General features: G+C 54.1%; 38 protein-coding genes (1 of these 38 running past the window's edge). 2 read left to right on the top strand and 36 right to left on the bottom strand.

Features of this window, described 5'->3' with window-relative positions:
* Positions 1-522 carry the 5' portion of a stage II sporulation protein M gene (locus IRT44_RS06560; RefSeq protein WP_171567192.1) on the bottom strand. It extends 132 nt beyond the left edge of the window, so 522 of the gene's 654 nt are visible here — the first part of the coding sequence; its start codon is at positions 520-522; its stop codon lies off the left edge, out of view.
* Between the two features lie 124 nt (positions 523-646).
* Between IRT44_RS06560 and pdaB the strand changes: the two genes are divergently transcribed.
* On the top strand, positions 647-1,411 hold the full coding sequence (gene pdaB / locus IRT44_RS06555) for a polysaccharide deacetylase family sporulation protein PdaB (protein ID WP_230077641.1): 765 nt from the start codon (positions 647-649) through the stop codon (positions 1,409-1,411).
* A gap of 26 nt (positions 1,412-1,437) precedes the next feature.
* Here pdaB and IRT44_RS06550 read toward each other — a convergent pair whose 3' ends face one another.
* Positions 1,438-2,025 carry a KinB-signaling pathway activation protein gene (locus IRT44_RS06550; RefSeq protein ID WP_171567190.1) on the bottom strand — a complete coding sequence of 196 codons (588 nt, stop codon included), beginning with the start codon at positions 2,023-2,025 and terminating at the stop codon, positions 1,438-1,440.
* Between the two features lie 119 nt (positions 2,026-2,144).
* Between IRT44_RS06550 and gerD the strand changes: the two genes are divergently transcribed.
* Entirely contained in the window at positions 2,145-2,765 is a 621-nt protein-coding gene (gene gerD, locus IRT44_RS06545; protein ID WP_171567189.1) for a spore germination lipoprotein GerD, read from the top strand.
* A gap of 45 nt (positions 2,766-2,810) precedes the next feature.
* Here the strand turns inward: gerD and IRT44_RS06540 are convergent, their stop codons facing one another.
* The 34 genes from IRT44_RS06540 to rplB form a co-directional block, all read right to left on the bottom strand.
* A complete protein-coding gene (locus IRT44_RS06540; protein WP_171567188.1) occupies positions 2,811-3,914 on the bottom strand; it encodes an Mrp/NBP35 family ATP-binding protein in 1,104 nt (367 codons plus the stop codon).
* A gap of 114 nt (positions 3,915-4,028) precedes the next feature.
* Positions 4,029-4,745 carry an N-acetylmuramoyl-L-alanine amidase CwlD gene (cwlD, locus tag IRT44_RS06535; RefSeq protein ID WP_268255214.1) on the bottom strand — a complete coding sequence of 239 codons (717 nt, stop codon included), beginning with the start codon at positions 4,743-4,745 and terminating at the stop codon, positions 4,029-4,031.
* A gap of 172 nt (positions 4,746-4,917) precedes the next feature.
* Positions 4,918-5,310, bottom strand: coding sequence for a 30S ribosomal protein S9 (gene rpsI / locus IRT44_RS06530; RefSeq protein ID WP_171567186.1), 393 nt, complete (start codon positions 5,308-5,310; stop codon positions 4,918-4,920).
* 20 nt (positions 5,311-5,330) lie between these two features.
* Positions 5,331-5,768 carry a 50S ribosomal protein L13 gene (rplM, locus tag IRT44_RS06525; protein ID WP_171567185.1) on the bottom strand — a complete coding sequence of 146 codons (438 nt, stop codon included), beginning with the start codon at positions 5,766-5,768 and terminating at the stop codon, positions 5,331-5,333.
* 265 nt (positions 5,769-6,033) lie between these two features.
* Positions 6,034-6,768 (bottom strand): tRNA pseudouridine(38-40) synthase TruA, encoded by a 735-nt coding sequence (gene truA / locus IRT44_RS06520; RefSeq protein WP_171567184.1) that lies wholly within the window; start codon positions 6,766-6,768, stop codon positions 6,034-6,036.
* On the bottom strand, positions 6,765-7,562 hold the full coding sequence (locus IRT44_RS06515) for an energy-coupling factor transporter transmembrane component T family protein (RefSeq protein ID WP_171567183.1): 798 nt from the start codon (positions 7,560-7,562) through the stop codon (positions 6,765-6,767). The genes truA and IRT44_RS06515 overlap by 4 nt, the downstream gene beginning before the upstream one ends.
* Positions 7,563-7,565: 3 nt before the next feature.
* Positions 7,566-8,438 (bottom strand): energy-coupling factor transporter ATPase, encoded by an 873-nt coding sequence (locus IRT44_RS06510; protein WP_230077640.1) that lies wholly within the window; start codon positions 8,436-8,438, stop codon positions 7,566-7,568.
* Positions 8,414-9,265 (bottom strand): energy-coupling factor transporter ATPase, encoded by an 852-nt coding sequence (locus IRT44_RS06505; protein WP_230077639.1) that lies wholly within the window; start codon positions 9,263-9,265, stop codon positions 8,414-8,416. The genes IRT44_RS06510 and IRT44_RS06505 overlap by 25 nt, the downstream gene beginning before the upstream one ends.
* A gap of 124 nt (positions 9,266-9,389) precedes the next feature.
* Positions 9,390-9,749: a 50S ribosomal protein L17 gene (gene rplQ / locus IRT44_RS06500; RefSeq protein WP_171567180.1), complete on the bottom strand. Its 360-nt coding sequence runs from the start codon at positions 9,747-9,749 to the stop codon at positions 9,390-9,392.
* Positions 9,750-9,868: 119 nt separating this feature from the next.
* On the bottom strand, positions 9,869-10,813 hold the full coding sequence (locus IRT44_RS06495; protein ID WP_029101045.1) for a DNA-directed RNA polymerase subunit alpha: 945 nt from the start codon (positions 10,811-10,813) through the stop codon (positions 9,869-9,871).
* A gap of 155 nt (positions 10,814-10,968) precedes the next feature.
* Positions 10,969-11,370: a 30S ribosomal protein S11 gene (gene rpsK, locus IRT44_RS06490; RefSeq protein WP_171567179.1), complete on the bottom strand. Its 402-nt coding sequence runs from the start codon at positions 11,368-11,370 to the stop codon at positions 10,969-10,971.
* Between the two features lie 16 nt (positions 11,371-11,386).
* Positions 11,387-11,755, bottom strand: a complete 369-nt coding sequence (gene rpsM / locus IRT44_RS06485) for a 30S ribosomal protein S13 (protein WP_171567178.1) — start codon at positions 11,753-11,755, stop codon at positions 11,387-11,389.
* 21 nt (positions 11,756-11,776) lie between these two features.
* Positions 11,777-11,890 carry a 50S ribosomal protein L36 gene (gene rpmJ / locus IRT44_RS06480; protein ID WP_003333770.1) on the bottom strand — a complete coding sequence of 38 codons (114 nt, stop codon included), beginning with the start codon at positions 11,888-11,890 and terminating at the stop codon, positions 11,777-11,779.
* A 31-nt stretch (positions 11,891-11,921) separates the two neighbouring features.
* Complete coding sequence (gene infA / locus IRT44_RS06475) at positions 11,922-12,140, bottom strand: translation initiation factor IF-1 (RefSeq protein WP_003333772.1); 219 nt, start codon at positions 12,138-12,140, stop codon at positions 11,922-11,924.
* A 116-nt stretch (positions 12,141-12,256) separates the two neighbouring features.
* Positions 12,257-13,003 (bottom strand): type I methionyl aminopeptidase, encoded by a 747-nt coding sequence (gene map / locus IRT44_RS06470; protein WP_171567177.1) that lies wholly within the window; start codon positions 13,001-13,003, stop codon positions 12,257-12,259.
* Positions 13,004-13,009: 6 nt separating this feature from the next.
* Positions 13,010-13,654 (bottom strand): adenylate kinase, encoded by a 645-nt coding sequence (locus IRT44_RS06465; protein ID WP_171567176.1) that lies wholly within the window; start codon positions 13,652-13,654, stop codon positions 13,010-13,012.
* An 87-nt stretch (positions 13,655-13,741) separates the two neighbouring features.
* Positions 13,742-15,037, bottom strand: coding sequence for a preprotein translocase subunit SecY (gene secY, locus IRT44_RS06460; RefSeq protein WP_171567175.1), 1,296 nt, complete (start codon positions 15,035-15,037; stop codon positions 13,742-13,744).
* On the bottom strand, positions 15,037-15,477 hold the full coding sequence (gene rplO, locus IRT44_RS06455; protein ID WP_171567174.1) for a 50S ribosomal protein L15: 441 nt from the start codon (positions 15,475-15,477) through the stop codon (positions 15,037-15,039). Before rplO ends, secY begins: the two co-directional genes overlap by 1 nt.
* Positions 15,478-15,510: 33 nt before the next feature.
* Entirely contained in the window at positions 15,511-15,696 is a 186-nt protein-coding gene (gene rpmD, locus IRT44_RS06450; RefSeq protein WP_029101052.1) for a 50S ribosomal protein L30, read from the bottom strand.
* Between the two features lie 16 nt (positions 15,697-15,712).
* A complete protein-coding gene (rpsE, locus tag IRT44_RS06445) occupies positions 15,713-16,210 on the bottom strand; it encodes a 30S ribosomal protein S5 (protein ID WP_065067638.1) in 498 nt (165 codons plus the stop codon).
* A gap of 18 nt (positions 16,211-16,228) precedes the next feature.
* The gene (rplR, locus tag IRT44_RS06440) at positions 16,229-16,591 is read right to left on the bottom strand and encodes a 50S ribosomal protein L18 (RefSeq protein ID WP_065067637.1); all 363 of its coding nucleotides are present in this window, start codon (positions 16,589-16,591) and stop codon (positions 16,229-16,231) included.
* Positions 16,592-16,624: 33 nt separating this feature from the next.
* Positions 16,625-17,161, bottom strand: coding sequence for a 50S ribosomal protein L6 (rplF, locus tag IRT44_RS06435; protein WP_171567173.1), 537 nt, complete (start codon positions 17,159-17,161; stop codon positions 16,625-16,627).
* 32 nt (positions 17,162-17,193) lie between these two features.
* Positions 17,194-17,592 carry a 30S ribosomal protein S8 gene (gene rpsH / locus IRT44_RS06430; protein ID WP_171567172.1) on the bottom strand — a complete coding sequence of 133 codons (399 nt, stop codon included), beginning with the start codon at positions 17,590-17,592 and terminating at the stop codon, positions 17,194-17,196.
* Positions 17,593-17,619: 27 nt separating this feature from the next.
* The gene (locus IRT44_RS06425; protein ID WP_171567171.1) at positions 17,620-17,805 is read right to left on the bottom strand and encodes a type Z 30S ribosomal protein S14; all 186 of its coding nucleotides are present in this window, start codon (positions 17,803-17,805) and stop codon (positions 17,620-17,622) included.
* A gap of 24 nt (positions 17,806-17,829) precedes the next feature.
* The gene (gene rplE / locus IRT44_RS06420; RefSeq protein ID WP_171567170.1) at positions 17,830-18,372 is read right to left on the bottom strand and encodes a 50S ribosomal protein L5; all 543 of its coding nucleotides are present in this window, start codon (positions 18,370-18,372) and stop codon (positions 17,830-17,832) included.
* A 26-nt stretch (positions 18,373-18,398) separates the two neighbouring features.
* On the bottom strand, positions 18,399-18,713 hold the full coding sequence (gene rplX / locus IRT44_RS06415) for a 50S ribosomal protein L24 (RefSeq protein WP_171567169.1): 315 nt from the start codon (positions 18,711-18,713) through the stop codon (positions 18,399-18,401).
* Between the two features lie 50 nt (positions 18,714-18,763).
* Positions 18,764-19,132: a 50S ribosomal protein L14 gene (rplN, locus tag IRT44_RS06410; RefSeq protein ID WP_171567168.1), complete on the bottom strand. Its 369-nt coding sequence runs from the start codon at positions 19,130-19,132 to the stop codon at positions 18,764-18,766.
* A 42-nt stretch (positions 19,133-19,174) separates the two neighbouring features.
* Positions 19,175-19,441: a 30S ribosomal protein S17 gene (gene rpsQ, locus IRT44_RS06405; RefSeq protein WP_029101060.1), complete on the bottom strand. Its 267-nt coding sequence runs from the start codon at positions 19,439-19,441 to the stop codon at positions 19,175-19,177.
* A 21-nt stretch (positions 19,442-19,462) separates the two neighbouring features.
* Positions 19,463-19,660 (bottom strand): 50S ribosomal protein L29, encoded by a 198-nt coding sequence (gene rpmC / locus IRT44_RS06400; protein ID WP_171567167.1) that lies wholly within the window; start codon positions 19,658-19,660, stop codon positions 19,463-19,465.
* Positions 19,650-20,084, bottom strand: coding sequence for a 50S ribosomal protein L16 (gene rplP / locus IRT44_RS06395; protein ID WP_171567166.1), 435 nt, complete (start codon positions 20,082-20,084; stop codon positions 19,650-19,652). The genes rpmC and rplP overlap by 11 nt, the downstream gene beginning before the upstream one ends.
* A gap of 2 nt (positions 20,085-20,086) precedes the next feature.
* Positions 20,087-20,755: a 30S ribosomal protein S3 gene (gene rpsC, locus IRT44_RS06390; RefSeq protein ID WP_171567165.1), complete on the bottom strand. Its 669-nt coding sequence runs from the start codon at positions 20,753-20,755 to the stop codon at positions 20,087-20,089.
* 13 nt (positions 20,756-20,768) lie between these two features.
* Entirely contained in the window at positions 20,769-21,101 is a 333-nt protein-coding gene (gene rplV, locus IRT44_RS06385; RefSeq protein ID WP_171567164.1) for a 50S ribosomal protein L22, read from the bottom strand.
* A gap of 29 nt (positions 21,102-21,130) precedes the next feature.
* On the bottom strand, positions 21,131-21,412 hold the full coding sequence (gene rpsS / locus IRT44_RS06380; protein WP_171567163.1) for a 30S ribosomal protein S19: 282 nt from the start codon (positions 21,410-21,412) through the stop codon (positions 21,131-21,133).
* A gap of 51 nt (positions 21,413-21,463) precedes the next feature.
* On the bottom strand, positions 21,464-22,294 hold the full coding sequence (gene rplB, locus IRT44_RS06375; protein WP_171567162.1) for a 50S ribosomal protein L2: 831 nt from the start codon (positions 22,292-22,294) through the stop codon (positions 21,464-21,466).
* Positions 22,295-22,303: the final 9 nt, after the last annotated feature.

Raw genomic sequence — 22,303 nt, 5'->3', positions numbered from 1 at the left:
TTTCAACACGTCGTACCAGTCTTTTTTTACCCGCTCCCAACTGTTTGGCCAAAACAGTCCGCCAATGGAACGCAAACTGAGCACGCCCAACCGCATGCCCACACCGGCGGCGAACAGGACCGTCGGCAGCTCAATGATGCCATGCGGCAAAATGCCGGCCGCGAGGACTAGCCACGGGTTTATTCCCAGAGCACCGGTCTTCGCCAGGATATAGCCGAACATCACGCCGTTGGCCACCATCCCGATCACGGGAATAATGGCAAAAAACAGCCCCAACGCCATCATGATCAACGAACTGGTGACGTTGTTGACAAAGATCGTCCAGAACAAACCCATTACCCCCAGGCCGCTTTCCTTGCTGCGCTGGACCAACTCCCTCATTTCGTCCACCATGCGGTTGACCATCTCCTGCACGGCTGGGGATTGCAGATAGCCGACCATGGCTCCGCCCAAAAACAGCAGGCAGGCAGTCACAAAGTACCATTTGTTGTCCGTCCACAGGCGTCGCAATCGAGTGTTCATTTGATACGCTCCTTTACAGCCTGGTTAATACACTATATGCAGTGTACCGCAACTATACCCGTGCGTACATAGAATATCCTCTTCAATCCGGCATAAACTGTAAGGGGACAAAGGAGGTGCCGTCATGAAATACATGTTCGTCTTGAGCACGCAACGCTTGAAACAGGTGCTGATCATCTTCACTGCTCTTCTGATGGCCGCTGGCATCGCCTATGCCGAACGGGATTCCATCACCGTCATCTCGGACAGCAGCAAAGTCCCCCAAGCCATTTACAAGGTAGATACCAAAGAGAAAAAAATCGCCCTGACCTTCGACATCAGCTGGGGAGAAACGAGAGCCGTCCCCATTTTGGACATCCTGAAGGAAAAAAAGGTAAACAAAGCGACCTTTTTCCTGTCTTCCGCCTGGAGCCAACGTCATCCGGAGATCGTCAAGCGGATCGTTGACGACGGATTTGAAATCGGGTCGCACGGACATAAACACGACTTTTACAGCAAATACACAGACGAGGAAATTCGCTCCCAGATCGGCAGAGCCCACACAATCTTGACCGAACTGACAGGGAAAAAGCCCAGGCTGATTCGCTTGCCGAACGGGGACTTTGACAAGCGCGTGCTGCGTATTGCCCATGAGATGGGCTACACGGTCATCCAGTGGGACACCGACTCCAAGGACTGGACCAATCCCGGCGTCGACACGATTGTAAACAACGTTCTGTCCAAAGCCCACCCGGGTGACATCGTCCTGCTCCATGCCAGCGATTCCTGCAAGCAGACACACCTTGCCCTGCCACAGATTATTGACAAACTGCGGGCTGACGGTTACGAGTTCGTCACCGTCTCAGAGTTGATTGCCGGTTCCAAGGTGCAAAGCAAGGAAGTCAAGTAAGGAAAAAAGCTGACCGCAGACAGCGGTCAGCTTTCCCGTTTTACCAGACGATGCAAATGCATGACTTGCCAGATGTTGCAGAACAAGAGCGGCACCAGCATTGACAACGTGGCATGCACGTTGAATTGCTTCAACGCAGGAATCCATTCGATGGCTGAAAAGACGAACATAAAAAACAGCGTAGGTACCCATGCAGTCTGGTTGGTCAGGCGCGCTTTTCCGTATGCGGTGACAACAGCGACCAGCAACAGCAGGAACGGCTCCACGAAAAACGGCCAGACAGAGCCGTCTTCGCCCAACAGCGTGTAACGCAGGTATACCATATCAAAAAATGCAAACAATACCAAAAATACCTGGATGCTCTTCCACAACGAGGCAGTCTTGAACAACCCCCGGGCGAGGTAATTAATCATCATGTAGGCAAAAAAGCCCATTTGCGCCACAATACTGATGGTCATGCCGTACAGCATTTGCATGAACGAACCCATGAAAAAATTGGCCATGCCGCCTTCCAGCAATTTATCCGATGCGAAAATCAAGCCAACCAGAATTCCGCCCAACCCGCCAAGCAGCAGGGTGGTTACAAACAGCCAGCCATACTTGCGCAGACTCACCGTACGTCCCTCCTATCCACATCGATAATGATTGTACCAACCCATGCAAGAAAATACTAGCGTAAGAACAAAACAATCGGTGCACGTTAAAGGTAACCGGGTAAAGGAGGTCACCGCCCATGAGGAAACGAACCGTACCGTTTTGGTTGTTGCTGGCGGTCAGCCTGGTCATGACAAGCTGCGGCGTCGGCGGACAGGCTCAGAACACGGCACAGCCTGATTATAGAAGCATGAAGGACATGGTCCTGGACATTTTGAAGACGGACGAAGCGAAACAATCCGTAATCAACATGTTGAAGGACGAATCGGTTAAGCAAAACATCATCATGGACGAATCCACGGTGCGTACCGCCCTGATTCAGAGCATTTCCAAGCCGGACAATCCGCAGATCAAAGAAGCGTTCAAGGACCCGAAATTTACCAGCACACTGGCCAAATCGATGAAGAACGAGCACAAGGCGCTGTTAAAAGACCTGATGAAGGATCCCGAGTATCAGAAACTGATGCTCAGCATCATGCGGGACCCAGAGTTTGAAAAGAACTTGATGGACCTGATGAAAAGCTCCGCCTACCGGAAACAAACCATGCAGATCATGAAGGAAGCGCTGCAAAGCCCGCTGTTCCAGGCCGAAATGATGACGTTGATGACCAAGGCCGCGGAAGACATGATGAAACCCAAAACCATGAAAAAAGGCAAGAGCAAAAGTGGCGGCGAAGACAGCGGAGAGGGCCAATCCTAAGGAAAAAGGTGAGCTCGGATCAAGAGCCCACCTTTATGTTTTCCCTTATTGTCCGCCGGCTTCGCACTTTTCGGCGACGCGCTTGGCCATATCCAGATACAGCTTGCCGATTGGCGAATCAGCCCGGTAGACGGACGGCGTATAGTCCGGCTCGGCCGGATGGTTGTCCGGTTGACCGAGCGGAATCTGGGCCAGCAGTTCGGTGCTGAGCACCTCCGCCAGTTTCGCCCCGCCCCCTTTGCCAAACACGTACTCCTTGGAGCCATCCTTGGCTTCGTACCAGGCCATGTTTTCCACGACCCCGAGAATCTCGTGTCCGGTCCGCTTGGCCATCGCCCCCGCCCGAGCGGCGACAAACGAGGCTGTCGGGTGCGGCGTCGTCACGATGATTTCCTTGCTTTGCGGAATCATCGTGTGCACATCAAGGGCCATATCCCCCGTTCCCGGCGGCAGGTCGAGCAGCATGTAGTCGAGGTCATCGCCCCAGTGCACTTCCGTGAAGAAGTTGCGCAGCATCTTGCCCAGCATCGGACCGCGCCAGATCACCGGCGAGTTGTCCTCCACGAAAAAGCCCATAGACATCACTTTCACGCCAAGTTTCTCCACCGGCAAAATCGTCTCCCCGATCACCGTCGGGCGCTGTTCGATGTTCATCATGTCCGGTACGCTAAACCCGTAGATGTCCGCATCGATAATGCCGACGCGTTTACCCAAGCGGGCCAGCGAGACGGCCAGATTGACGGTGACGGTGGACTTGCCGACGCCGCCTTTTCCGGAGGTGATGGCGATAAAAGTGGTGTGGGAGTCTTTGGCCAGAATCGGGTTTAACAGCGGCGCTTGTCCAGCAGGAGCAGACGGCGGTGTCTGTCCCCCGCGCAATTGGGCGCTCAGAGCGGCCCGCTCCTCGTCTGTCATTGCTCCGAACTGGAGGCGCACCTCCTTGGCCCCCAATTGCTTGAGCGCATCAATGACGTCCTGCTCGATCTTCGCTTTCAGCGGACAGCCGGTAATCGTCAGCACGACAGTCAGGCTGACCGTATCTCCGTCGATGCGGATGTCGCGAATCATGTTTAATTCCACCAGGCTGCGGTTAAGTTCCGGGTCTTTCACATCACGCAGCGCTTCCAGCACTTGTTCTTTGGTCAACATATCGTCCACCTCAGGCATCAATATTTGTCAAACGCGTCTTTAGCCAATTGTCTACAGTCGTACGCGCGTCCATTATAGCATATCCAACAGGGCTGGACACGTTTGCGGGCGCGCTTACGGCAGGTTTGGCACCTTCTCGCCCGAGTAATGGCGCAGTATGCCCTGGTAAATGGCGTTGGCCAGCGCTTTCTGATACGCGACGGAACGAAGCCGTTTCGCTTCTTCCGGGTTGCTGACAAAGCCCACCTCCACCAGCACTGCCGGGCAGTTCACTTCACGGATCAGGAAGACGTCATCCGTTTTGATCGGATGGCGATCGGTGTTGTTAAGCACCCGTTTAATTTCGTCCTGGATCAGGTAGGACATCTCCGCACTCTTTTTGTACGCCGGATAGTAAAAGGTCTGCGCGCCGGACCAGCGCGGCGAGGGAATGGCATTGACGTGAATGCTGACGAGAAAATCGGGCGTGCTGTCATTGACCAGTTTGACCCGGTTGCGTATGTCTTCCGACTTGCGCTGCCGCAGCTTCTGCACCTCCGGAGAAGCGAGGTCCTTGTCTTCCTCCCGGGTCATGATTACGTAAGCACCCGCCTGCTGCAGGAAATCGCGCAAATACAAACTGATGGCCAGGGTCACGTCTTTTTCCACGACCGCCCCATCCGCAGAAACGGCCCCGCCGTCCGGTCCGCCGTGTCCCGGATCAATGGCGATCACCGTACCGGCCAGCGGCAGCGACCAAGCCGTCCAGGAAGAGCGATCCGGCGCTTCGTAGGTGAACAACACCAGCAGCAAAAAAAAGGCAAGCACCCAGCCGACTACTTTTCGAGCCACCTTGCACCGTCCCCTTTGTCCCATTCTCTTTTCCATACATATGGACAAAATCGGGCGATTATGACGGCTCGCGGGAGATACAATCTGTCTGCCCAACCACACAGGATGCGGAAAAATAGGAAAGCCCCTGACCAATACTGGCCAAGGGCAATAATCCTTGAAACAGCTGAGCTTAGCGCTTGGAGAATTGCGGAGCGCGGCGAGCTGCTTTGAGACCGTATTTTTTACGCTCTTTCATGCGCGGATCGCGAGTCAGGAAGCCGGCGCGTTTCAGGACGCCGCGCAGTTCCGGATCAGCTTTCAGCAGCGCACGAGCTACACCGTGACGGATGGCACCAGCTTGACCGGTGGTGCCGCCACCTTTTACGTTGACCAATACGTCGTAACGACCCAGTGTTTCGGTCAGTACGAGCGGTTGTTTCACGATCAGTTTCAGGGTTTCCAACCCAAAGTAGTTATCCATGTCACGCTTGTTGATCACAATGCGACCTTCGCCAGGAACCAGGCGAACGCGTGCTACGGAGTGCTTACGACGACCTGTACCGTAGTATTGTACTTGTGCCACGAGTCTTTCCTCCCTTTACCTTATCCGCGGATTTGCCAAACTTCCGGTTTTTGTGCTGCGTGCGGATGTTCCGGACCAGCGTACACTTTCAGCTTGGTGAAGATTTGACGTCCCAGGCTGTTTTTCGGCAGCATGCCTTTTACAGCCAGTTCAAACATTTTCACAGGTTTCTTTTTCAGCATGTCGCCCGCTGTCGTCTTTTTCAGACCACCCGGGTAGAGGGAGTGGGAGTAGTAGATTTTGTTCTGCAGTTTTTTCCCGGTCAGTTTTACTTTGTCCGCGTTGATCACGATTACGAAATCGCCAGTGTCAACGTGCGGAGTGAATTCCGGTTTGTATTTGCCGCGCAGAATGGAAGCGACTTCGCTAGCCAGACGCCCGAGCGTTTGACCTTCTGCGTCAACGATGTACCATTTGCGCTCGACTTCGAGCGGTTTCGCCATATATGTGGTACGCATGTTTGTCCCTCCTAAATTGTTACCGTTCCATCTGGAATCATGGAAATCGTGAAGCGGAGAATGCTGCTTGTAACGGGTGAGCAACATCTCCAGGTGTTTCATTTTAATCACGTTCTTGTTTTTCAATCCCGGGGCTAGAGTGGGGCTAGCGGGGTATGAAAATACCAAGAGATATCGTACTACATCAGAAAGGCAGAGTCAAGTGCGGAGTTCCTCCCCAACGGCTGGAAAATCGCCTGCCCCACCTTGAACCGGCCGCCCAGCGTCAATAGGTAACCTCCCACATCGTCAGCCCTTTTGCGGGCGCCGTTTTTCCGGCCTGTTCCCGGTCCCGCGCCTGCAGAATGTCCTTGATCTCATCCGGGTGGCGCTTGCCCTGGCCCACTTCCACCAGAGTCCCGACGATGATCCTCACCATATTGTACAAAAACCCGTTGCCCCGGCAGACGACCCAAATCTCGCTGCCTGTCTGCTCCACGCGCAGGTCATACACGGTCCGCACCTTGTCCTCGACAAAGGTTTTGGCCGAACAAAACGACGTGAAGTCGTGCTCGCCAACCAGGTGAGCGGCAGCGCGCCTCATCGCCTCCAGATCAAGCGGGTGGCGGATATGGTCGGCATAGCGATGGCGGAAGACGTCGGGGGTCGGTCCGTTGTCGATGCAGTAACGGTATTCCTTGACCTTGACATCAAAACGAGCGTGAAACGTCGGAGCCGCCTCTTCCACCGAGCGGATGACGATGGAATCGGGAAGCTGATTGTTCAGCACAAACGCCCACTTCTCGAGCGGAATGCCGCTGGCAGTATCGAAGTGGAACACCTGGCCGCGGGCGTGGACGCCGGCATCAGTCCGGCCTGAACCGACAATCTGGATCTCCTCTCCAGTGATCCGCCGCAGCGCAGCTTCGATCTCGCCCTGCACCGTAATCTGATCGGGCTGTACCTGAAACCCGCTGTAATCCGTGCCGTCGTAGGCCACGACGCACTTCAAACGCCTCATGTGCGCCACCATCCTATCACAAACGTAAGTGCGCAAGCCGCCGCAGCCATGCAGCCGTCCCGCCAGTTCCACTTCAACCTGCGCAGACGCGTGCGCCCCGCGCCTCCGCGATAACCGCGCGCCTCCATCGCCAAAGCCAGTTCTTCCGCCCGGCGGAATGCGCTGATAAACAGCGGAATGACGATCGGCATCAGGCTGCGGGCGCGGCGAACGAGACTGCCCTCGGTCAAATTGGCTCCCCGAGCCGTCTGCGCCTTGATGATCTTGTCCGTCTCCTCCATCAGCGTGGGGATAAAGCGAAGCGCGATCGACATCATCAGGGCGATCTCGTGCACAGGAACGCCGATCCGGCCGGCGGGACCGAGCAGCCGCTCCAACCCTTCCGTCAGGTCTATCGGAGACGTCGTCAGCGTCAACAGGGAGCTGATCAGCACGAGCAGCGTCAAGCGAAGCGAGATGAACACCGCCTGCCTGACGCCCATTTCCTCGACGCTCAGCCATCCCCAGCTAAAGTAGACCTCTCCTCCCTTGGTAATCAAGAGGTGCAGGACCACGGTAAAGAGGATCAGCAGCCAGACAGGGCGCAGGCTTTTTACTATATACGTCAGCGACAGGCGGGACAACAGGATGCCAGCCAGCGCAATCCCCACCAGGACGGCATAGGTGGCCGCATTGTTGGCCCAAAAAACCAGCGCGGCGAACAGGATCACGAACAGCAGTTTGCTGCGGGGGTCGGTACGGTGGAGAAACGATTGTCCCGGCACGTACTGGCCGATCGCAATATGCTGCAGCATGGCCTATCGCTCCTTTGTCACGGACAGCCGGGCCAACAGTTGTTCGATCAGCGCTTCCTCCCGATAGAGGGACGAAGGCAGCCGCTCCGCTTCCGGCAGCCGTTGGTTCAATTGCGTGACCAGCGCCACTGTCTCCGGCACGTCCAGCGCCAGTTCCCGCAGCCGAACGGCGTTCGCGAACACCTCATCCGGGCTGCCTTCCAGCACGGCCTGTCCCTCTGCCATGACAATCAGCCGGTCGGCGTAGCGGGCCGCTTCCTCCATGCTGTGCGTGACCAGTACGGTGGTGAGCCGTTGTTCGCGATGAATCCGGTATATGCCTTCCAAAATCGCCTTGCGCCCGGCGGGATCAAGCCCTGCCGTGGGTTCGTCCAATACCAGCACCTTGGGCTGCATCGCCAATACGCCGGCAATCGCCACACGCCGCATCTGCCCGCCGCTCAGCTGAAACGGGGAGCGGTCCTTGACCCAATCATAGTCGAGTCCCACGATTTCGAGCGCCTCCCGGACCCGAATCTCCACCAACTCCGGCGGCATGTCAAAGTTGAGCGGCCCAAACGCCACATCCTTGGCCACTGTTTCTTCAAACAACTGGTACTCCGGGTACTGAAAGACGAGACCGATGTCGCGCCGGCGGGCATGGGGCATTTTTTCCCGCGGGGTCACCTTGACGTCCCCCAGGGTAATCGTCCCCGACGTCGGCTGCAGCAGACCGTTGAGGTGCTGGATCAGTGTGGACTTGCCCGACCCCGTCTGGCCGATAATGCCCACAAACGAGCCCGACGGAATCGTCAGCGAGACGTCGCGCAGCGCCAGCCGTTCAAACGGCGTTCCTCTTGCGTAGATGTGGCTTACCTGGTCAAAAGTAATCTGCATAGGTGCTCCACCAGCTCCTCTTGGTGCAGTACAAACGGAAGCTGTACCCCCTCGTCCGCCAGCGCACGGCGAAGCCGGACGGCAAACGGCACGTCCAAACCCAACTCCTGCAGACGCTCCGGCTGGGCAAACACCTCGGAAGGGGAACCGTCCAACTCGATCCGCCCGCCGCTCATGACGATGACCCGGTCGGAAAAGACGGCTTCCTCGGGAAAATGGGTGATATTTACCACCGTAATTCCCTCTTCCCGGTTGAGCCTGCGGGCCAAGGCCAGCACATCACGCCGTCCTTGGGGGTCCAGCATCGCTGTCGCCTCGTCCAGAATAATCACGGATGGGCGCATCGCCATGATGCCGGCAATCGCCACCCGCTGCTTCTGACCGCCTGACAGGTGGTGGGGTTGGTCGTGCAGGTGGCGCTCCATCCCGACGGCCGCCAGCGCCTCGTCCACACGGCGGCGCATCTCGTCCGGCTGCACGCCCATGTTTTCCAGGCCAAATGCCACATCATCCTCCACGGTGGCCCCCACAATCTGATTGTCCGGATTTTGAAACACCATGCCGACGTGGCGGCGCACTTCCCAGAGCAACTCGCCGTCCCTGGTGTCCATGCCGCTGACGATCACAGCTCCCTCGTTTGGAAGCAGGAGACCGTTTGACAGCTTGGCCAGCGTCGACTTGCCCGAGCCGTTGGGACCGAGTACGGAGACAAAAGTGCCTTTGGCAATCTCCACGTCGATCCCGTTCAGCACCGGTGCGGCAGCTCCTACCTCGCTCTCGTAGGCAAAAGAGACGCCCTGGAAAGCCAGCAGTTGTTCCTCCTTCATGAGGCGCTCACATCCTCCCAGCCTTGGACAGGGAATTGAACAAGAAAAGAAAAAAGGGCATGAATCAGAGTCCAGCCTAAGACCAGAGTCTGTCCCCACCCTTTTTCACAATCAATCTGTGTTATTACACGAATTCGATGTACGCCATCGGTGCTGCGTCGCCGCGGCGAGGACCTGTCTTCAGAATACGGGTGTAACCGCCGTTGCGCTCTTTGTAACGAGGCGCGATCTCATCGAACAGCTTTTGAACCGCATCGCGGCCTTCTTCATTCGCTACTTCCTTGCGAACGAAAGCAGCGACTTGACGGCGAGCATGCAGGTCACCGCGCTTGGCCAGCGTAATCATTTGCTCAGCGATGGAGCGCAGTTCTTTCGCCTTCATCTCAGTAGTTTCAATGCGCTCGTTAATGATCAGGTCGGTTACCAAGTCGCGGAACAGCGCTTTGCGCGCTGCGCTACGACGACCCAATTTACGGTATGCCATGTTCTTACCTCCTTTTTCACACTGACATCGCTCAGCTGTGGCTTTCGCGAGCCAGATCTGAAATCCCCTCTCCAGAGGGAATACCCGTGAGGACGGAGTTCAGGCGCATTCAGCCTGCCCTAGTCGTCGCTGCGCAGGGACAAGCCCAACTCAGCCAGCTTTTCCTGCACTTCTTCCAGGGATTTGCGGCCCAGGTTGCGCACTTTCATCATGTCCTCTTCGGTCTTCTGCGTCAGCTCTTGCACGGTATTGATACCGGCACGCTTCAAGCAGTTGTAGGAACGGACAGAGAGGTCGAGCTCTTCGATGGTCATCTCGAGCACTTTCTCCTTCTTGTCCTCTTCCTTTTCCACCATGATTTCCGCATCTTTCGCCTCATCGGTCAAGCCGACAAACAGGTTGAGATGCTCCGTCATGATTTTGGCGCCGAGACTAACGGCTTCTTCCGGACTGATGCTGCCGTTTGTCCATACTTCAAGCGTCAACTTGTCATAGTTGGTCATTTGCCCGACGCGGGTATTTTCCACTTGATAGTTGACACGCTTGATCGGCGTATAAATCGAATCAATCGGAATCACACCGATCGGTTGGTCTTCCGATTTGTTACCATCTGCTTGAACATATCCACGTCCACGTCCAGCTGTCATACGAATATGCAGACGACCGCCATTTGCTAACGTTGCAATGTGAAGATCAGGGTTCAAGATCTCCACATCGCTGTCGGCGCGGATATCTCCCGCTTTGACGACGCCTTCGCCCTCTGCGTCAATCTCGATGACTTTTTCTTCATCGGAATGAATCTTCAGTGCCAGGCCCTTGATGTTCAGGATAATCTCCGTCACATCTTCCACAACGCCTTCAACCGTAGAGAACTCGTGAAGGACCCCGTCAATTTGAACGGTGCGCACTGCCGCGCCTGGCAAAGACGAGAGGAGAATCCGTCTCAGCGAGTTGCCAAGAGTGGTACCGTATCCGCGCTCCAGAGGTTCAACAACGAACTTCCCGTACGAGTTGTCGTCGCTTACTTCCACAACCTCGATCTTCGGTTTTTCTATTTCTATCATTAAACAAACCCTCCTTCAAAACGTCGAAATTCTTGGGTGGGCTGATCCAGCCCACTCAGGAATTTCCCCGGCGGTTTACCGTTTGCGTGCATGACAAGCCATTGAATCAGAATTTACCATTCTAGTATGGACATGTTCTGAACGATATAAACCCGTTACACGCGGCGACGTTTTGGCGGACGGCAACCGTTGTGCGGAATCGGTGTCACGTCTTTGATCATGTTTACTTCCAGACCTGCTGCTTGCAGGGAACGGATCGCAGCTTCACGGCCTGCGCCCGGTCCTTTTACCAGCACTTCGCAAGAACGCATGCCGTGCTCCATTGCTGCGCGCGCAGCGGCTTCAGCAGCCATTTGCGCAGCGAACGGCGTGCTCTTGCGGGAGCCCTTGAAGCCGAGGGCACCAGCACTGGACCAGGAAATTGCGTTGCCGTGCGGATCAGTGATGGTTACGATCGTGTTGTTAAACGTGGAGCGGATGTGTGCTACGCCGACTTCCACGTTTTTGCGATCACGACGACGGGTACGAGTAGCAGTCGCTTGTTTTCTTTTCGCCATGTCCAATTACCCTCCTTTACTTCTTCTTGTTCGCTACAGTACGGCGCGGGCCTTTGCGCGTACGAGCGTTGGTTTTCGTGCGTTGACCGCGAACCGGCAGGCCACGGCGGTGACGGATGCCGCGGTAGCAACCGATTTCCATCAGACGCTTGATGTGCAGGGAGACCTCACGGCGAAGGTCGCCTTCCACTTTCAGGTTCTTGTCGATGTAATCGCGCAGTTTGCTGACTTCTTCTTCGGTCAGGTCACGAACGCGAGTATCCGGATTTACGCCAGTAGCGGCCAGAATTTTTTGGGACGTGGGACGGCCAATACCAAAGATATAGGTAAGAGCGATTTCCACGCGCTTTTCGCGAGGCAAGTCAACGCCTGCAATACGTGCCATGTGTTAAAAGCACCTCCTTGATTACCCTTGTTTTTGCTTATGCTTAGGATTTTCACAAATAACCATTACGTTGCCTTTCCGACGGATAACCTTGCACTTTTCGCAAATCGGTTTAACCGAAGGTCTCACTTTCATGGTTCTTGCCTCCCTCTTCTAGGGGTTTCGCTTATTTGTAGCGGTACGTAATGCGTCCGCGTGTCAAGTCGTACGGCGACAGTTCAACCGTTACCTTATCCCCAGGCAGAATGCGGATAAAGTGCATGCGAATCTTTCCGGAGACGTGAGCGAGCACCTTGTGCCCATTCTCTAATTCTACCCGAAACATCGCATTCGGCAAAGGCTCGATTACCGTACCTTCCACTTCAATCACATCGTCTTTTGCCATGGCAAGCTCTCCTTTCCTCTGTCTTCAGTCAGACCATGAGTTTTTGCGTTTGGCTCACACAACGAACTTAACGTCGACACGTTGGACGACAATTCCGAAGCGAAGCTGGGCATCGGCTACGCCCGCGTTAAAATCTCATAGCCTTCTTCCGTTATCGCGATGGTGTGTTCAAAATGAGCACAATTCTTTCGATCCACTGTCACAACCGTCCAATTGTCCTCCAAAGTGCGGACATAACGTTCGCCGGCGTTGACCATTGGTTCGACTGCCAACACCATTCCCGGTTTCAACCGTGGACCGCGTCCAGGCGGACCGTAGTTGGGAACCTGAGGGTCTTCGTGCAAGTTTTGCCCGATCCCATGCCCCACATACTCGCGAACGAGCGTGAAGCCGGCAGCCTCTGCGTGGATCTGTATCGCGTGGGAAATGTCAGACAGCCGCGCACCAGGCATGGCTTTCTCCAGCCCTTTGTACAGCGACTCTTCCGTCACTCGCAGCAAACGCTGATCTTCTTCCGAAATGTTGCCGACCGGATACGTCCAAGCGGAGTCTCCATGATACCCTTGGAACTGGGCACCGATGTCGATGCTGATGATGTCTCCTTCTTGCAACGTCCGTTTTCCTGGGATCCCGTGTACGAGTTCTTCATTGACTGAAGTACAGATACTTCCTGGAAAGCCACCGTAGCCTTTGAACGATGGAATGGCTCCCATGCTGCGGATAAAGGTTTCGGCGAGTTCGTCCAGTTGCTTTGTCGTCACGCCAGGCTTGATGGCCTTGGCCAGCTCTTGATGGGTGAGTGCGACGATCCGACCAGCTTCGCGCATAACCTCAAGCTCTGCTTTCGACTTCAGGATGATCATGCTCTCTTACCCTCGCAACACAGACGTAATTTCCGCGAATACGACCTGGATATCCTGTTCACCATTGATGTTTCGCAGGAGGCCTTGCTCAACGTAGTAGTCGATGAGCGGTTGTGTTTGGGCGATGTTGACATCGAGGCGCTGTGCCACCACTTCCGGCTTGTCGTCATCGCGTTGGAACAGCTTGCCGCCATCCTTGTCGCACACGCCTGCTTCCTTTGGCGGATTGAACAGCGTGTGGTAGCTCGCTCCGCAAATCGGGCAGATCCAGCGACCGGTCAGACGTTCGATCAGCAACTCCCGGCGAACGTTGATATTGATCACATGGTCGATCTCGCGGCCCAGCTCCTTCAAAGTAGCCGTCAATGCCTCCGCCTGCGGCACTGTGCGCGGAAACCCGTCGAGCAGGAATCCCTTTGCACAATCATCCATTGCCAGGCGCTCCCGCACGATCCCGATGACGATCTCATCGGGGACGAGCAGCCCTTTATCCATGTAGGATTTGGCTTCAAGTCCGAGCGGCGTCTCGTTTTTGACCGCTGCCCGGAACATGTCGCCAGTCGAGATGTGCGGGATGCCAAACTCTTTTACGATTCGTTCCGCCTGCGTACCTTTACCGGCCCCAGGCAAACCCATCAGAATTATATTCACGTCCATTCCCTCCGTCCCGTGCAAAAAGCTTCAACGCGGCATCACGCAGACACCAATCGGGCTGAAGAAAGCTTTTCAACACCTCGGTTACTTGATGAACCCTTGGTAGTGGCGCTTGATCATCTGGCTTTCGATCTGCTTCATCGTATCGAGTGCAACCCCGATCACGATCAGCAGCGACGTACCGCCGATGTAAATCGACTGCGGCAGGTTGGCCAGCTTGCTGAAGAAGAATGGCATGATGGAAATCACCATCAGGAACAGAGCGCCCGCCAGTGTCAAACGGTTCAACGTACGGGTAATGTACACCTCAGTGTTTTTACCGGGTCGGATACCAGGAATGTAACCGCCATTTTTCTTCATGTTCTCCGCCAGTTGTACAGGATTAATCTGTACAAAGGTGTAGAAGTAGGTGAACCCGATGATCAAGAACGCGTAGAGCGTCATCCCAAACGGTGCGCTGGGTTGGAAATGCGTGTAAATCCAGTTGGCGATTCCCGTTCCTGATGGATCCACCCAGAACTGTGCAATGGTTGAGGGGAAAATCACCAGCGAGACGGCGAAGATTACCGGAATCACACCGGCCGAGTTAATCTTCAGCGGGATGTGCGTGGATTGACCACCGTACATTTTGCGGCCGACCACGCGTTTGGCGTACTGTACCGGAATCTTGCGCACACCTTGCTGCATGAAAATGACCCCGACGATAATGGCGATGATCACCAGCAGAATGAGCAGTACCTTCACGATACTAAAGAACAAATTTTGGCTTGGATCGCTGAACTGGGACGTGTAAATCGTCGTGACGCCGGTCGGGATGTTGGCCACGATCCCGGCCACGATGATGATCGAAATCCCGTTGCCGATCCCTTTCTCCGTAATTTGTTCGCCCATCCACATCAAAAATGCAGTCCCTGCTGTAAGGGTGATGGCAATCAATGCATAACTGCCAATGGACGTGTCATTCAGCAAACCAGGCGCCATGTTGTTAAAACCGATGGTCATCCCCACCGATTGGATGAGGGCGAGGACCACCGTGAAGTAACGGGTCACCGTCGCAATCTTGCGGCGGCCCACTTCCCCTTCACGGGCCCACTGCGTAAACTTCGGCACCACATCCATGGACAGGAGCTGCATGATGATCGATGCCGTGATGTACGGCATGATCCCCATCGCAAAAATCGAGAAGTTTTGCAGCGCCCCGCCGGAGAAGGTGTTCAACAACCCCAGCAGGTGGTTCGTGTTCTGCTGAAACAACTCGACATTCACGTTGGGGACAGGAACGAAGCTCCCGATTCGGAAGACGACCAGCATCATCAGTGTAAACAGAACCTTACGACGCAGGTCGCCTATCTTAAAAATGTTAGTGAGCGAGGCTAACATTAGATCACCTCGGCTGTTCCACCGACTTGAGCGATCTTCTCAGCAGCTGCAGCGGAGAACTTGTGAGCTTTTACGGTCAGCTTCACGTTCAGTTCGCCGTTGGCAAGAACTTTTACACCGTCACGCAGAGCGGAAATAACGCCAGTTTCTTTCAGCAGTTCAGGCGTCACCACAGTGCCTTCTTCAAAACGGTTCAGCGCGTCCAGGCTCACAATCGCGTATTCCTTGCGATTGATGTTGGTGAAACCGCGCTTAGGCAGACGACGGTACAGCGGGTTTTGACCACCCTCGAAACCAGGGCGAACACCACCGCCGGAACGAGCGTTTTGACCTTTGTGACCTTTGCCGGCGGTTTTGCCGGTACCGCTACCGATACCGCGACCGACGCGTTTACGAGTGTGACGGGATCCTTCTGCAGGTTTCAGTTCATGCAATTTCATTCCTTGCACCTCCTAACCTTTTAAAAATGGTGATTACGCTTCTACTTCTTTTACTTCAACCAGGTGCTTCACTTTGAAGATCATCCCGCGGATTGCCGGATTGTCTTCCTTCACAACAGTTTGGTGAATTTTGCGGAGACCCAGTGCTTTGACGGTATCCTTTTGATCGACGGTGCGTCCGATCAGACTGCGCTTGAGGGTGATTTGCAGTTTTGCCATGTTCATTCCCTCCTTATTAACCCAGCAACTCGTCAACAGTCTTACCGCGCAGTTTTGCGACTTCTTCCGCTGTTTTCAGGCGGCTGAGGCCTTCCAGCGTAGCGTTGACCATGTTGATGGGGTTGTTGGAACCGAGAGACTTGCTCAATACGTCGCCTACACCAGCAAGCTCCAGTACCGCGCGGACAGGACCGCCGGCGATAACTCCGGTACCCTCGGAAGCCGGCTTGATCAGCACTTTGCCGGAGCCGAAATGGCACAGGACTTCGTGCGGAATCGTCGTTCCTTTCAGCGGTACGCGGATCAGTTTTTTCTTAGCGTCTTCAATCGCCTTGCGAATGGCGTCCGGAACTTCTTGCGCTTTCCCCATACCGGCGCCTACATGACCGTTGCGGTCGCCGACAACAACCAGGGCGCTGAAGCTCATGCGACGGCCACCCTTAACCGTTTTCGCAACGCGGTTAACGGCGACTACTTTTTCTTCCAGCTCTAATTTGCTAGGGTCGATACGCATTCCTTACCCTCCTTGTTGTTAGAATTGCAGGCCAGCTTCGCGAGCTGCTTCTGCCAGTGCTTTGATGCGTCCATGATAGATGTAACCGCCACGGTCAAAGACCACTTCGGTCAGGCCTTTTTCCTTAGCGCGTTTTGCGATCAGCGCGCCAACTGCTGCAGCAGCTTCCACGTTTGCGCCGTTTTTCAGGCCCAGCTCTTTATCCAGCGAGGATGCAGCTGCCAGTGTGTGACCGGCCACATCGTCAATCAGTTGAGCGTAGATGTGCTTGGAAGAACGGAATACGTTCAGGCGCGGACGTGCAGCAGAACCTACGACGCGCTTGCGGATACGCAGATGGCGTTTTTTCCGAGCTTTGTTTTTATCAGGTTTCGTAAACATTACGCGGCCTCCCTTCTCATGAAACTACGAAGCTTATTTACCCTTTTTGCCTTCTTTGCGGCGAACCACTTCATCGCTGTACTTGATCCCTTTGCCTTTGTACGGTTCAGGTTTGCGGATCGAGCGGATTTCGGCAGCAACTTGGCCTACGCGCTCCTTGTCGATGCCTTTTACCACCAGCGTGGTTTGGTTCGGTACTTCGATTTCGATCCCCTCTTCAGGAGTGATCTCTACCGGATGGGAGAAACCGAGAGAAAGAGTTACGCCCTTGCCGGACTTCGCGGCACGGTAACCGACACCCACCAGCTCCAGCGTACGGGAGAAGCCTTCGGATACGCCCGTTACCATGTTGGCGATCAGTGCACGCGTCGTACCGTGCAGGGAACGGTGCAGTTTGTTGTCGCTAGGACGTTCAACGATAACTTCATTATCGTTGATGTTAATTTTCATATCTGGATGGAATTTACGAACAAGTGTACCCTTAGGGCCCTTTACCGTCAGCTCGGAACCGTTCAGAGTGAGGGTAACGCCTGCAGGGACCACGATCGGTTTTTTACCGACACGAGACATGTGGTGCACCTCCTGTGCTTTTCAATCAGTAATTACCAAACGTAAGCGAGAACCTCGCCACCCACGTGTGCTTGACGTGCTTGTTTGTCGGTCATCACGCCGGCAGACGTGGAGATCAGGGCAATACCCAGACCGCCGAGAACTTTCGGGATCTCGTTGCTTTTCGCGTACACGCGCAGACCCGGTTTGGAGATACGCTTCAGACCAGTGATAACGCGCTCGTTGTTCGGGCCGTATTTCAGGAACACACGGATAATCCCTTGTTTGTTGTCTTCAATGAATTCCGCATCGCGAATGAATCCTTCTTCTTTCAGGATGCGAGCGATTTCCTTCTTGATGGTGGACGCCGGAATTTCCACTTTCTCGTGGCGAACCATGTTGGCATTGCGAATGCGGGTAAGCATATCAGCGATTGGATCAGTCATAACCATGAGAGAGAACCTCCTTCCCGTTTCAAATTACCAGCTTGCTTTTTTCACGCCAGGGATTTGGCCTTTGTAAGCAAGTTCACGGAAGCAAATACGGCAGAGCTTGAATTTGCGCAACACGGAGTGAGGACGGCCGCAGCGCTCGCAACGGGTGTAAGCGCGAACCTTAAATTTCGGTTTCCGTTGTTGCTTGACGATCATCGATTTCTTTGCCACATTCTTCCCTCCTTACGATGGGGTTTATTTACGGAATGGCATACCCATTTGAGTCAGCAGTTCACGTGCCTCTTCGTCCGTTTTGGCGGAAGTGACGATGACGATGTCCATCCCGCGTACCTTGTCGATCTTGTCGTACTCGATCTCCGGGAAGATCAGCTGTTCTTTCAGACCGAGGGTGTAGTTGCCGCGACCGTCAAACGCTTTGGAGGAAACGCCGCGGAAGTCGCGCACGCGCGGAAGTGCAACGTTCATCAGTTTGTCGAGGAAGTGATACATGCGTTCGCCGCGCAGAGTTACTTTCGCGCCGATTGCCATGCCTTCACGCAGTTTGAAACCGGCGATGGATTTTTTCGCACGGGTTACAACCGGTTTTTGACCAGCGATGGTTTGCAGGTCTTCTACTGCGGAATCCAGCGCCTTGGCGTTGCCTACCGCTTCACCCACGCCCATGTTGATGATTACTTTTTCCACTTTCGGAACCTGCATGACGGACGAGTAGTTAAACTTGCTCATCAGGCCAGGCACGATTTCTTTCAGGTATTTTTCTTTCAATCTTGCTGCCATCTAGGACATCCTCCTTTCCGATCTGACTACTTGTCGATAACTTCGCCAGATTTTTTCGCGTACCGAACTTTTTTGCCGTTTTCCAGTACCTTGTAACCGATGCGAGTAGGTTTGCCAGACTTCGGATCGATCAGAGATACGTTGGAAACGTGAATCGGAGCTTCTTGAGTTACAATGCCGCCTTGCGGATTGGTTTGAGACGGACGGGTGTGTTTTTTCACGAGGTTGATACCTTCAACCAGAACGCGCTCTTTCTTCGGATATGCAGCGAGAACGCGACCTTTTTTGCCTTTGTCTTTGCCCGCAATTACGATGACAGTATCGCCTTTCTTTACGTGCATCGCGTGGTGCACCTCCTATCGAACAAACTACCTGAGTATTTCCGTTCAGATTAGATAACCTCTGGAGCCAGAGAGATGATCTTCATGAAATCTTTCTCGCGGAGTTCACGAGCAACCGGTCCAAAGATACGGGTTCCGCGAGGAGATTTGTCATCACGGATGATAACCGCTGCATTTTCGTCAAAACGGATGTAGGAACCGTCCGGACGGCGAACGCCACGTACGCTGCGTACCACAACCGCTTTTACTACTTGACCTTTCTTGACAACGCCGCCGGGTGTAGCGGATTTAACGGAGCACACGATTACGTCACCGATGTTCGCCGTTTTGCGACCGGAACCACCCAGAACCTTGATGCACATGAGTTCTTTTGCACCGGAGTTGTCAGCAACAGCCAATCTCGTCTGAGTTTGGATCATTTACTGTTCCTCCTTTCGGATGTGTTTACCCGAAAATCTAGCTTATACAATTACTGCCTCTTCGACGATGCGTACCAAGCGGAAGCGCTTGTCTTTGGACAGCGGACGAGTTTCCATGATTTCCACGATGTCGCCCACTTTTGCCGTGTTGTTCTCGTCGTGAGCCTTGAACTTTTTGGAGTATTTCACGCGCTTGCCGTACAGCGGGTGCTTTTTGTAGGTCTCAACCAAAACCACAATGGTTTTATCCATTTTGTCGGAAACGACACGACCTACCATCGTTCTACGCATATTGCGTTGTGCGGTCATTGTTCAAACCTCCTTCCTTTCTTAGCCGATTCCCAATTCTCTTTGGCGCAGGATGGTTTTCGCACGAGCGATATCCTTACGTACTTGCTTGATGCGAGCTGTGTTTTCGAGTTGACCGGTAGCCAACTGGAAACGAAGGTTGAACAATTCTTCTTTCAAAGAGGCAATGCTTTGTTCGATCTCGGCAGTGGTCAAATTGCGGAACTCATTAGCCTTCATGTGCGTCACCACCCACTTCTTCACGCTTCACGAACTTGCACTTGATCGGCAGTTTGTGCATAGCCAAGCGCATTGCTTCGCGAGCGGTTTCTTCAGGTACGCCGGCAAGTTCGAACATGATCTTGCCAGGCTTCACTACCGCTACCCAGTGCTCAGGAGAACCTTTACCGGAACCCATCCGTACTTCCAGCGGCTTTTGCGTTACTGGCTTGTCAGGGAAGATTTTGATCCATACTTTACCGCCACGGCGGATGTAACGAGTCATCGCGATACGGGCAGCCTCGATTTGACGGTTGGTCACCCATGCCGGCTCCAGAGCTTGCAGACCGTATTCACCGAATGCAACCGTGGTTCCGCCTTTTGCGTTACCGTGCAATTTACCACGATGTTGTTTGCGGTGTTTCACGCGTTTCGGCATCAACATGATTACTTGCCTCCTTCCTCAGTAGCGGCGTTCTTTTTCGTCGGAAGGACTTCTCCGCGATAGATCCACACTTTTACGCCGATACGACCATAGGTGGTGTGAGCTTCAGCCGTGCCGTAGTCAATGTCAGCGCGCAGCGTGTGAAGCGGAACGGTACCTTCGCTGTAACCTTCGGAACGTGCGATGTCAGCACCGCCAAGACGACCGCTGACCAGTGTTTTGATCCCTTTCGCGCCTGCACGCATGGTGCGGGAGATGGCTTGCTTTTGCGCGCGACGGAAAGAAATGCGGTTTTCCAGTTGACGAGCGATATTTTCAGCTACCAGGGTAGCATCCAGATCCGGTTTTTTCACTTCGTTGATGTTGATGTGAACGCGCTTGCGAGGGTCGATCATTTTCGACAGCTCTTTGCGCAACACTTCAACTTCTGCACCGCCTTTACCGATTACCATGCCAGGCTTAGCGGTGTGAATCGTTACGTTCACGCGGTTCGCTGCGCGTTCGATTTCAATGGTGGATACAGCAGCATCTTTCAGACGCCCTTTAATGTATTTGCGGATTTTCAGGTCTTCGTGCAAGAGCGTAGCGAAGTCCTTGTCAGCGTACCATTTGGACTCCCAGTCGCGAATAATGCCAATGCGAAGACCAACCGGGCTTACCTTTTGACCCACACGTAATCCCTCCTTATTTCTCGTTTAGTACGACAGTGATGTGGCTCGTGCGTTTGTTGATGCGGGTAGCACGGCCCTGAGCACGCGGACGGAACCGTTTCAAGGTTGGACCTTGGTCAACGAAGATCTTGCCAACTACCAGATTGTTCGGGTCCATCTCGTAGTTGTGCTCAGCGTTGGCGATAGCCGATTTCAGGAGTTTCTCAACAACAGGAGAAGCTGCTTTCGGCGTGTGCTTCAGGATCGCCAGTGCTTCCCCCACCTGCTTGCCTCGAATCAAGTCAACCACCAGGCGAACTTTACGAGGAGCGATGCGAATATAGCGAGCAACTGCTTTAGCTTCCATCTTTGTACCTCCTCTCTGTCAAGAGAAAATTAGCGCTTCTTGGATTTCTTGTCGTTGTCGACGTGACCCTTGAAGGTACGAGTTGGTGCAAATTCACCCAGTTTATGACCAACCATGTCTTCCGTTACGTATACCGGTACATGCTTGCGGCCATCGTACACGGCAAACGTGTGTCCGACGAAATCCGGGAAGATGGTCGAACGGCGAGACCAGGTTTTAATCACGCGCTTCTCGTTTTTCTCGTTCAGCTCAACAACTTTTTTCATCAAGTGGTCATCCACGAAAGGACCTTTCTTCAAGCTGCGTCCCATAAGTGAACCTCCCTTCGCCAAAGGCGTTCGGTTAATTGTCTAAAGCCGACCTTACTTCTTGCGGCGGCGAATAATGTACTGATCGGATTTGTTTTTCTTCTTGCGGGTTTTGAGACCCAGAGTAGGTTTACCCCAAGGAGTAACAGGTGCTTTGCGACCGATCGGAGCGCGACCTTCACCACCACCGTGCGGGTGATCGTTCGGGTTCATTACGCTACCGCGAACAGTCGGACGGATACCCAGCCAGCGGGCACGACCTGCTTTACCGATGTTGATCAGCTCATGGTCGAGGTTGCCGACTTGACCGATGGTTGCGCGGCAGTTGTTGTGAATGCGGCGAGTCTCACCGGAAGAGAGACGTACGATAACGAAATCGCCGTCACGGCCGAGCAGTTGAGCGGATGCGCCGGCTGCACGAACCAGTTGGCCGCCTTTGCCAGGTTTCAGCTCGATGTTGTGGATCGTCGTACCAACCGGAATGTTTTCCAGCGGCAGAGCGTTACCGATTTTGATGTCGGCATCCGGACCGGAGATGATCTCGTCGCCTACTTTCAGACCCAGCGGCGCGATGATGTAGCGCTTTTCACCGTCCAGGTAGTTGATCAGCGCGATATTGGCAGAACGGTTCGGGTCGTACTCGATGGAAGCTACACGGCCTACGATGCCGTCTTTGTTGCGTTTGAAGTCGATGATGCGATATTTGCGTTTATGACCGCCACCTTGATGACGAACGGTGATTTTCCCTTGGTTGTTGCGGCCTGCTTTTTTGGTCAGGGGCGCCAACAGGGATTTTTCAGGAGTCGACTTGGTGATCTCCTCGAAAGTAGAAACCGTCATTTGGCGACGACCAGGAGAAGTCGGTTTAAACTTTTTGATACCCATGTAAATTCC

Origin of the sequence: Brevibacillus sedimenti, assembly GCF_020923495.1 — a bacterium.
Lineage (GTDB): Bacteria > Bacillota > Bacilli > Brevibacillales > Brevibacillaceae > Brevibacillus > Brevibacillus aydinogluensis.
This window is presented reverse-complemented; position numbering and strand designations above follow the sequence as displayed.